This window comes from Streptomyces sp. NPDC054961 (genome assembly GCF_053609145.1).
This window is the reverse complement of the sequence record NZ_JBSGWY010000018.1, coordinates 28,582-37,579: the sequence shown is the minus strand read 5'-3', so window position 1 is coordinate 37,579 and position 8,998 is coordinate 28,582. Positions and strand designations below refer to the sequence as shown.

Sequence of the window (8,998 nt, the reverse complement as noted above, 5' to 3'; positions counted from 1 at the left end):
GTCCCGCGCCCCCCCCCGTGCCCGGGCCCCGGGGCGCCCCCCCCCCGCCCCCCCCCGCCCCGGGGGCCCCTCTCCGTTCCGGACGCCGTGCGCGCCGCGGGTGTGCGTGCGTGTGCGCGCTAGATCGTGCCCAGCTTGATGATCGACAGCAGGGCGACCAGCTGGATCGCCGACGCGCCCAGGGCCTTCGGCCACCGCAGGTCGTGCGACGTGGCGACCAGCGAGGTGAGGAGGGCGCCGGCGGCCACCCAGGTGGCCCAGCCCAGCACCTGTACGAGCATGTTGTCGCCGCCCAGGAACATCGCGAACAGCAGGCGCGGGACGTCCGTCAGGGTCATCACCAGCATCGACAGTCCCACCGTCGGCTGCCAGGCCCCGTCGCCGCCCAGCTGGCGGGCCAGGGTGTGCGTGACGGCGCCGAGGATCAGGCCGCAGATCACGAAGGCCACGCCCGCCGACAGCACGATCGGGACGGCCTTCGAGAGGGTCGCGTTGATGACGTCCTTGCGGGCGTCGTCTAGGCCGAAGACCGCGATCAGGCCGTAGAGGAAGGTCACGACCAGCGCCGGCCCCCAGACGGCGTAGTCGCGCATCTGCAGGAAGGTCGGCCCCGGCCGCAGCACGATGCCGCGCAGCAGTTCCTTCCACGGCAGCCGCGGACCGGTGGGGGCGGCGGCCTGGGCCGCGCCCGCCTGGTACGTGGCGCCCTGGTTGTACGGGTACGGGTCCTCGCCGATGGCGAAGGCCTGGGTGTATCCCGGGGCGTCGCTCGGGTTCCCGGCCCCGGGTCCCGGACCGTGCCCGTACCCCGGACCCTGCCCGGGGCCGTGGCCGCCGTGCGGGTCGAAGTACTCGGGTTCGCCGTGGTCCCCGGCGGCGGCCTGCTGGGGCCACTGCTGGGGAGCGTAGGGCTGCTGGCCGTACGGTGCGGATGCCGGCGGCCCCTGGTGGGGCGCCTGCTGCTGACCGTACGGCTGCTGCCGCGGGGGTTGTTGCGGGGTGCGGTTGTTGTCCCGGCCGCGTCCGATCCTGAATCCAGCCACGTGATCGAAAGTACCCGCTCCGGAGCGGCGCGGTGGCCGGGGTGCCGGAAGTGGCAGCCTTTGCGGCTGACCTGTGACATCCCCTAGGGGGTACCTGGAGGGCGGTCTCGGGGTGGGGTCCGGGACGGTCCCCGGACAGCGGAACGGCCCGTCCCCAGGGGGGACGGGCCGTTCCGGCGTGCGCTGCGCGGGCTACTTCGCCCCGGCGTCGGCCTCCGGCTCCGCCGGAACCTCCGCGTCCTTGTCCGTGTCCGCGTTCGCGTCCGCCTCCGCGTTCGCGTCCGTGTCCGCCTTCGGCGCAGGCGCCTCGGCCACGGGCTTCGCCGCCTCGGCCTCGGCCGGAGCCTCGGCGGCCGGCTTCGCGGCCTCCGTCACCGGCTTCGCCGCCGGCTCCGGCTCCGGCTCCGGCTCTTCCTCAACCACCACCGGCTCCGGCGTCTTCACCGACTCCAGCAGCAGCTGCGCCACGTCCACCACCTGGACGTGTTCCTGCGCCTGGCCGTCGTTCTTCTTGCCGTTCACCGAGTCGGTCAGCATCACCAGGCAGAACGGGCACGCCGTCGACACGATGTCCGGGTTCAGGGACAGGGCCTCGTCGACGCGCTCGTTGTTGATGCGCTTGCCGATCCGCTCCTCCATCCACATCCGGGCGCCACCGGCGCCGCAGCAGAAGCCCCGCTCCTTGTGGCGGTGCATCTCCTGCTGCCGCAGGCCCGGCACGGCCGACATGATCTCGCGCGGGGGCGTGTAGACCTTGTTGTGGCGGCCGAGGTAGCACGGGTCGTGGTACGTGATCAGCCCGTCGACCGGGGTGACCGGGGTGAGCCGGCCCTCGTCGATCAGGTGCTGGAGCAGCTGCGTGTGGTGGATGACCTCGTACTCGCCGCCCAGCTGCGGGTACTCGTTCGCGATCGTGTTGAAGCAGTGCGGGCAGGTCGAGACGATCCGCTTCGCCGACTTCGGCTTCTTCGTCGCCGGGTCGTCGTCGTCCTCGCCGAACGCCATGTTCAGCATGGCCACGTTCTCCTGGCCGAGCTGCTGGAAGAGCGGCTCGTTGCCCAGGCGGCGCGGCGAGTCACCGGTGCACTTCTCGTCGCCGCCCATGATCGCGAACTTGACGCCCGCGATGTTCAGCAGCTCCGCGAAGGCCTTGGTGGTCTTCTTGGCCCGGTCCTCCAGCGCGCCGGCGCAGCCGACCCAGTAGAGGTAGTCGAACTCGGAGAGGTCCTCCGCGTCCTTGCCGATGATCGGGACCTCGAAGTCCACCTCCTTGGTCCACTCGACCCGCTGCTTCTTCGCGAGGCCCCAGGGGTTGCCCTTCTTCTCCAGGTTCTTGAGCATCGTGCCCGCCTCCGACGGGAACGCGCTCTCGATCATCACCTGGTAGCGCCGCATGTCGACGATGTGGTCGATGTGCTCGATGTCCACCGGGCACTGCTCGACGCACGCACCGCAGCTCGTGCAGGACCACAGCACGTCCGGGTCGATGACGCCGTTCTCCTCGGCGGTGCCGATCAGCGGGCGCTCGGCCTCCGCGAGGGCGGAAGCGGGCACGTTCGCCAACTGCTCCGGCGTGGCCTTCTCGTTGCCCTCCATGTCCTTGCCGCCGCCCGCGAGCAGGTACGGGGCCTTGGCGTGCGCGTGGTCGCGCAGGGACATGATCAGGAGCTTCGGGGACAGCGGCTTGCCGGTGTTCCAGGCCGGGCACTGCGACTGGCAGCGACCGCACTCCGTGCACGTGGAGAAGTCGAGGATGCCCTTCCACGAGAACTGCTCGACCTGCGAGACGCCGAAGACGTCGTCCTCGCCCGGGTCTTCGAAGTCGATGACCTTGCCGCCGCTGGTCATGGGCTGGAGCGCGCCGAGCGCGACCGCGCCGTCCGCGTTCCGCTTGAACCAGATGTTCGGGAAGCCGAGGAAGCGGTGCCAGGCGACACCCATGTTGGTGTTGAGCGAGACCACGATCATCCAGATCAGCGACGTGCCGATCTTGATCATCGCGGTGAAGTAGATGGCGTTCTGCAGCGCGCTCGCCGAGAGCCCCTTGAAGGCCAGGACCAGCGGGTACGAGACGAAGTACGCCGGCTCGTACGAATCCACGTGGTGGATCGCGCCCTCGAGGCCGCGCAGGCACAGGATCGCGAGGCCGATGGTGAGGATGACGTACTCGACGAAGTACGCCTGCCAGGCCTTGGAGCCGGTGAAGCGCGACTTGCGGCCGGCCCGCGAGGGCAGCGACGCCAGGCGGATGCCCATCAGGATGACGATGCCGAGCACGGTCATCAGGCCGATGAACTCGATGTAGAGCTCGAACGGCAGGAAGCCGCCGATGACCGGCAGCACCCAGTCGGCCTCGAAGAGCTGTCCGTACGCCTGCAGCAGCGTCGGCGGCAGGGTGAGGAAGCCGATGGCGACGAACCAGTGCGCGAAGCCGACGAGGCCCCAGCGGTTCATCCGGCTGTGGCCGAGGAACTCCCGGACCAGGGTGATCGTTCGTGCTTTCGGATCGTCCGTACGGCTGCCGGCCGGTACGGGCTGTCCGAGCTTCACGAAGCGGTAGATCTGCGCCACGGCTCGGGCGAGCAGCGCGACGCCGACCACGGTCAGGACCAGCGACACGATGATCGCGGCGAGTTGCATGGGAGGGCTCCTCGGGCGGGACTTACTAAGCGGTAACTTATCCAGTCAAGGCTTGAGGTTACCCAGTCCCGACGCCGCAATGTAGCCGAGCGCGCGGTGATCTGCGTCGCTCGCCCCCGGCCTCACGCCCCGGGCCTCACGGCCGCCTGTGCCGCCAGGCCGCCCGCGGGGTCTGCGCGAGGATCGCCAGGTCCATCCCCAGCCAGTGGTTCTCCACATAGTGCCGGTCCAGCAGGTGCATCTCCTCCCACGGCAGGTCCGAGCGCGCGCTCACCTGCCACAGCCCGGTCATCCCGGGCCGTACGAGGAGCCGCTCGGCCCGGTCGGCCCCGTCCGTGCGGGGCTGCGGGCGCGGCCCGACCATCGACATCTCGCCCCGCGCCACGTTGAACAGCTGCGGCAGACCGTCCAGCGCGGACCGCTCCAGGGCCGCCCCGGCCCAGCCCTCGCCGATCCGGAACCGCCAGACGTCGTACGGCCGCCCGCCCGCTCCGGCCGCCGGTTCCCGTACGAGCACCCGTGCGCCCTGGGCCGCGTACAGCAGCCCGGCGATCAGCAGCATCGGCACGAGGAGCACCCCGAGCAGGAGCACCGACCCCGTGAGGTCGAGGATCCGTTTGGCCGGGGGCGGGGCGGGGACACGGAGCGGGAGGTGCTGCGTGAGCGACGGCATGCCCGCACGTTGCCGTACGCCCGTGGCCCCGGCGGCGGTGCCGCGCGGTGGCGCCGGGGGCGCGTCGCCCGCTCGGCCCCGTGGGCGGGGGCGGGCGGGGCCTGTGGGGCGGGCGGGTCGGTAGGGGCGGCGCGGGGTGGTGTGGGGCGGTGTGGGGCGGTGTGCGCCCGCTACGGGCCGCCCCGGGGCCCGGAGTGAGCGTAAGGGGAGCGTAAGAGTTGAGCCCCCTCGGCTCAGCTCTGTTGACGAAGCCTCCGGCGTGGTGCACTCTTGAGTCTGTTCCACTCAAGTCACCTGGAGGAATCAAAATGGCACGTGCGGTCGGCATCGACCTGGGCACCACTAACTCCGTCGTCAGCGTTCTGGAAGGCGGCGAGCCCACCGTCATCACCAACGCCGAGGGCGCCAGGACCACGCCGTCCGTCGTCGCCTTCGCCAAGAACGGCGAGGTCCTCGTCGGCGAGGTGGCCAAGCGCCAGGCGGTCACGAACGTGGACCGCACCATCCGCTCCGTCAAGCGCCACATGGGCACTGACTGGAAGATCAACCTGGATGGCAAGGACTTCAACCCGCAGCAGATGAGCGCCTTCATCCTGCAGAAGCTCAAGCGCGACGCCGAGGCGTACCTGGGCGAGAAGGTCACGGACGCGGTCATCACCGTCCCGGCCTACTTCAACGACTCCGAGCGTCAGGCGACGAAGGAAGCCGGTGAGATCGCGGGCCTCAACGTCCTGCGCATCGTCAACGAGCCGACCGCCGCGGCCCTGGCCTACGGTCTCGACAAGGACGACCAGACGATCCTGGTCTTCGACCTCGGTGGCGGCACCTTCGACGTGTCGCTCCTCGAGATCGGCGACGGCGTCGTCGAGGTCAAGGCCACCAACGGTGACAACCACCTCGGTGGCGACGACTGGGACCAGCGCGTCGTCGACTACCTCGTGAAGCAGTTCCAGAACGGCCACGGCGTCGACCTGGGCAAGGACAAGATGGCGCTCCAGCGCCTGCGCGAGGCCGCCGAGAAGGCGAAGATCGAGCTGTCCTCCTCCACGGAGACCACGATCAACCTGCCCTACATCACGGCGTCCGCCGAGGGCCCGCTCCACCTGGACGAGAAGCTCACGCGCGCCCAGTTCCAGCAGCTGACCGCGGACCTGCTCGACCGCTGCAAGAACCCGTTCCACAACGTCATCAAGGACGCCGGCATCCAGCTGTCCGAGATCGACCATGTGGTCCTGGTCGGCGGCTCCACCCGCATGCCGGCCGTCGCCGAGCTCGTCAAGGAGCTCACCGGCGGTCAGGACGCGAACAAGGGCGTCAACCCGGACGAGGTCGTCGCCCTCGGCGCGACCCTCCAGGCCGGTGTCCTCAAGGGTGAGGTCAAGGACGTCCTGCTCCTCGACGTGACCCCGCTGTCCCTCGGTATCGAAACCAAGGGCGGCATCATGACCAAGCTCATCGAGCGCAACACCACGATCCCGACCAAGCGGTCCGAGATCTTCACGACGGCCGAGGACAACCAGCCGTCCGTGCAGATCCAGGTCTACCAGGGCGAGCGCGAGATCGCGGCGTACAACAAGAAGCTCGGCATGTTCGAGCTGACCGGCCTGCCGCCGGCCCCCCGTGGCATCCCGCAGATCGAGGTCTCCTTCGACATCGACGCGAACGGCATCATGCACGTCACGGCCAAGGACCTCGGCACGGGCAAGGAGCAGAAGATGACCGTCACCGGCGGCTCCTCGCTCGCCAAGGACGAGGTCGACCGCATGCGCCAGGAGGCCGAGCAGTACGCGGACGAGGACTCCCGTCGCAAGGAGGCGGCCGAGTCCCGCAACCAGGGCGAGCAGCTCGTCTACCAGACGGAGAAGTTCGTCAAGGACAACGAGGACAAGGTCCCGGCCGAGGTCAAGGACGAGGTCGAGGCCTCCATCGCCGAGCTGAAGGAAAAGCTCAAGGGCGAGGACACCGCCGAGATCCGCACCGCGACCGAGAAGCTCGGTGCCGTCAGCCAGAAGCTCGGCCAGGCGATCTACGCCGACGCCCAGGCCGCTCAGGGCGCCGCGGGCGGCGAGGGCGCTCAGCAGGCCGCTGACGCCAACGACGACGTCGTCGATGCCGAGATCGTCGACGACGAGAAGCCGAAGGGCGGCGCTGCCTGATGTCGGAGGAGACCCCGGGGTTCGAGGAGAAGCCCGAAGTCCCCGCCGACGGCACGCCTGACGACGCCGCCGAACCGAAGGCCGCCGCTTCCTCCGAGGAGGAGGCCGCGGCCCCGGCCGGGGACTCCACGGCAGCACAGACCGCCGGCCGGGAAACAGCTCTCCTGGCTCAGCTGGACCAGGCCCGCACCGCGCTCGGCGAGCGCACCGCGGACCTCCAGCGGCTCCAGGCGGAGTACCAGAACTACCGCCGCCGGGTGGAGCGGGACCGGATCGCCGTCAAGGAGATCGCGGTCGCGTCCCTCCTGACGGAACTCCTCCCGACCCTGGACGACATCGGCCGCGCACGGGAGCATGGCGAACTGGTCGGCGGCTTCAAGTCGGTGGCCGAATCGCTGGAGACCGCCGCGGCCAAGATGGGCCTGCAGCAGTTCGGCAAGGAGGGCGAGCCCTTCGACCCGACGATCCACGAGGCCCTGATGCACTCGTACGCGCCGGACGTCACCGAGGACACCTGCGTGGCGATCCTGCAGCCGGGGTACCGGATCGGCGAGCGTACGATCCGCCCCGCGCGGGTCGCGGTGGCCGAGCCCCAGCCGGGCGCGGCCCCGAAGTCCGAGGCGGCGGAGACTGAGTCCCCGTCGGACCTGTCGGCCAAGGACGCGGATGCCCCCGACGAGGGCTGACGCTGACCACGTAGGACCGGAGCGGCACGAGACACGAGAGGAGGGACACCGGGGATGAGCACGAAGGACTTCGTCGAGAAGGACTACTACAAGGTCCTCGGTGTCCCGAAGGACGCCACCGAGGCCGAGATCAAGAAGGCGTACCGGAAGCTCGCCCGCGAGTTCCACCCGGACGCCAACAAGGGCGACGCCTCGGCCGAGGAGCGCTTCAAGGAGATCTCCGAGGCGAACGACATCCTCGGTGACGCCAAGAAGCGCAAGGAGTACGACGAGGCCCGCGCCCTGTTCGGCAACGGGGGCTTCCGCCCCGGGCCGGGCGGGGGCGGCAACTCGTTCAACTTCGACCTCGGCGACCTCTTCGGCGGTACGCAGCCGGGTGCCGGAGGCGGTGCGGGCGGCGGCTTCGGCGGCGGCCTGGGCGATGTCTTCGGCGGCCTGTTCAACCGCGGCGGAGCCGGCCCCGGTACGGGGACGCGTACCCAGCCGCGCCGCGGCCAGGACATCGAGTCGGAGGTCACCCTCTCCTTCACGGAGGCGGTGGACGGGGCCACGGTCCCGCTCCGGATGTCCTCGCAGGCGCCCTGCAAGGCCTGTTCGGGCACCGGCGACAAGAACGGCACGCCCCGCGTGTGCCCGACCTGCGTCGGCACCGGCCAGGTCTCCCGGGGCAGTGGCGGCGGCTTCTCGCTGACCGACCCCTGCGCCGACTGCAAGGGCCGCGGCCTGATCGCCGAGACCCCCTGCGACATCTGCAAGGGCAGCGGCAGGGCCCGCAGCTCCCGGACCATGCAGGTCCGGATCCCGGCGGGGGTCTCCGACTCCCAGCGGATCCGGCTGCGGGGCAAGGGCGCTCCGGGCGAACGCGGCGGCCCCTCCGGAGACCTCTACGTGGTCGTCCACGTCGACGGCCACCCCGTCTTCGGCCGCAAGGACGACAACCTCACGGTGACCGTTCCGGTGACGTTCGCGGAGGCGGCGCTGGGAGCCGACATCAAGGTCCCGACCTTGAACGGCCCCTCGGTGACGCTGAAGCTGCCGCCGGGCACCCCGGGCGGCCGTACGATGCGGGCCCGCGGCAAGGGCGCGGTCCGCAAGGACGGCACCCGCGGCGATCTGCTGGTGACGGTGGAGGTCGCGGTCCCGACCGAGCTGAACGACAAGGCCCGCGAGGCCCTGGAGCTGTTCCGCGACGCGACGGAGTCCGAGGACCCGCGCTCCGCGCTGTTCGAGTCCGCGAAGGGAGCATGACATGGACGGCCGCCGTAGGAGCCACTACCAGCTCACCGACGAGACCCCGGTCTACGTGATCTCGGTGGCCGCCCAGCTCTCGGGCCTGCATCCGCAGACCCTGCGGCAGTACGACCGCCTCGGCCTGGTCTCCCCGGACCGGACGGCCGGCCGCGGCCGGCGCTATTCGGCCCGTGACATCGAACTGCTCCGCACGGTGCAGGCGCTGTCCCAGGACGAGGGCATCAACCTGGCGGGCATCAAGCGGATCATCGAGCTGGAGAACCAGGTCGCCGCGCTCCAGCAGCGCGTGGCCGAGCTCTCCGCCGCGGTCGACGGCGCCGCCGCCGTCCTCCGGCAGCGCGAGGCCCAGGTGCACGCCTCGTACCGGCGGGACCTGGTCCCGTACCAGCCGCCGGTGCCGGGCAACGCGCTGGTCGTCTGGCGCCCCAAGCGCCCGCTGGACTGACGGAGGAGTGAAACGGGGTGGGGCCGGGGGGCGGGGCCCCCGGGGGGGCCCCGCGCGTGTGTGGGGTGGATTGAGCGCACGCAGCGGGGGGGGATAAAAAAAAA

General features: G+C 70.6%; 7 protein-coding genes. 4 read left to right on the top strand and 3 right to left on the bottom strand.

The window, feature by feature from the left end:
* Window positions 1-119: 119 nt before the first annotated feature.
* The 3 genes from ACWF9Z_RS17975 to ACWF9Z_RS17965 form a co-directional block, all read right to left on the bottom strand.
* Window positions 120-1,043 carry a Yip1 family protein gene (locus ACWF9Z_RS17975; RefSeq protein WP_453603192.1) on the bottom strand — a complete coding sequence of 308 codons (924 nt, stop codon included), beginning with the start codon at window positions 1,041-1,043 and terminating at the stop codon, window positions 120-122.
* Window positions 1,044-1,235: 192 nt separating this feature from the next.
* Window positions 1,236-3,683 carry a (Fe-S)-binding protein gene (locus ACWF9Z_RS17970; RefSeq protein WP_453603190.1) on the bottom strand — a complete coding sequence of 816 codons (2,448 nt, stop codon included), beginning with the start codon at window positions 3,681-3,683 and terminating at the stop codon, window positions 1,236-1,238.
* A gap of 136 nt (window positions 3,684-3,819) precedes the next feature.
* The gene (locus tag ACWF9Z_RS17965; protein ID WP_453603188.1) at window positions 3,820-4,356 is read right to left on the bottom strand and encodes a sugar transferase; all 537 of its coding nucleotides are present in this window, start codon (window positions 4,354-4,356) and stop codon (window positions 3,820-3,822) included.
* 308 nt (window positions 4,357-4,664) lie between these two features.
* Here ACWF9Z_RS17965 and dnaK point away from each other — a divergent pair, with 308 nt between their 5' ends.
* From dnaK to ACWF9Z_RS17945, 4 genes are read left to right on the top strand one after another with little or no spacing between them, the layout of a single operon-like run.
* Window positions 4,665-6,512, top strand: coding sequence for a molecular chaperone DnaK (gene dnaK / locus ACWF9Z_RS17960; RefSeq protein WP_453603186.1), 1,848 nt, complete (start codon window positions 4,665-4,667; stop codon window positions 6,510-6,512).
* The gene (gene grpE, locus ACWF9Z_RS17955) at window positions 6,512-7,198 is read left to right on the top strand and encodes a nucleotide exchange factor GrpE (RefSeq protein ID WP_453603185.1); all 687 of its coding nucleotides are present in this window, start codon (window positions 6,512-6,514) and stop codon (window positions 7,196-7,198) included. The genes dnaK and grpE overlap by 1 nt, the downstream gene beginning before the upstream one ends.
* Before the next feature lie 54 nt (window positions 7,199-7,252).
* Window positions 7,253-8,446 (top strand): molecular chaperone DnaJ, encoded by a 1,194-nt coding sequence (gene dnaJ, locus ACWF9Z_RS17950; RefSeq protein WP_453603184.1) that lies wholly within the window; start codon window positions 7,253-7,255, stop codon window positions 8,444-8,446.
* A gap of 1 nt (window position 8,447) precedes the next feature.
* Window positions 8,448-8,894, top strand: coding sequence for a heat shock protein transcriptional repressor HspR (locus tag ACWF9Z_RS17945; protein WP_453603182.1), 447 nt, complete (start codon window positions 8,448-8,450; stop codon window positions 8,892-8,894).
* The last annotated feature ends 104 nt before the right edge of the window (window positions 8,895-8,998 follow it).

Coding starts and splice junctions, on each gene's coding strand:
- ACWF9Z_RS17970 (WP_453603190.1), bottom strand. CDS start 3,683: ATGCAACTCGCCGCGATCATCGTGTCGCTGGTCCTGACCGTGGTCGGC.
- ACWF9Z_RS17965 (WP_453603188.1), bottom strand. CDS start 4,356: ATGCCGTCGCTCACGCAGCACCTCCCGCTCCGTGTCCCCGCCCCGCCC.
- dnaK (WP_453603186.1), top strand. CDS start 4,665: ATGGCACGTGCGGTCGGCATCGACCTGGGCACCACTAACTCCGTCGTC.
- grpE (WP_453603185.1), top strand. CDS start 6,512: ATGTCGGAGGAGACCCCGGGGTTCGAGGAGAAGCCCGAAGTCCCCGCC.
- dnaJ (WP_453603184.1), top strand. CDS start 7,253: ATGAGCACGAAGGACTTCGTCGAGAAGGACTACTACAAGGTCCTCGGT.
- ACWF9Z_RS17945 (WP_453603182.1), top strand. CDS start 8,448: ATGGACGGCCGCCGTAGGAGCCACTACCAGCTCACCGACGAGACCCCG.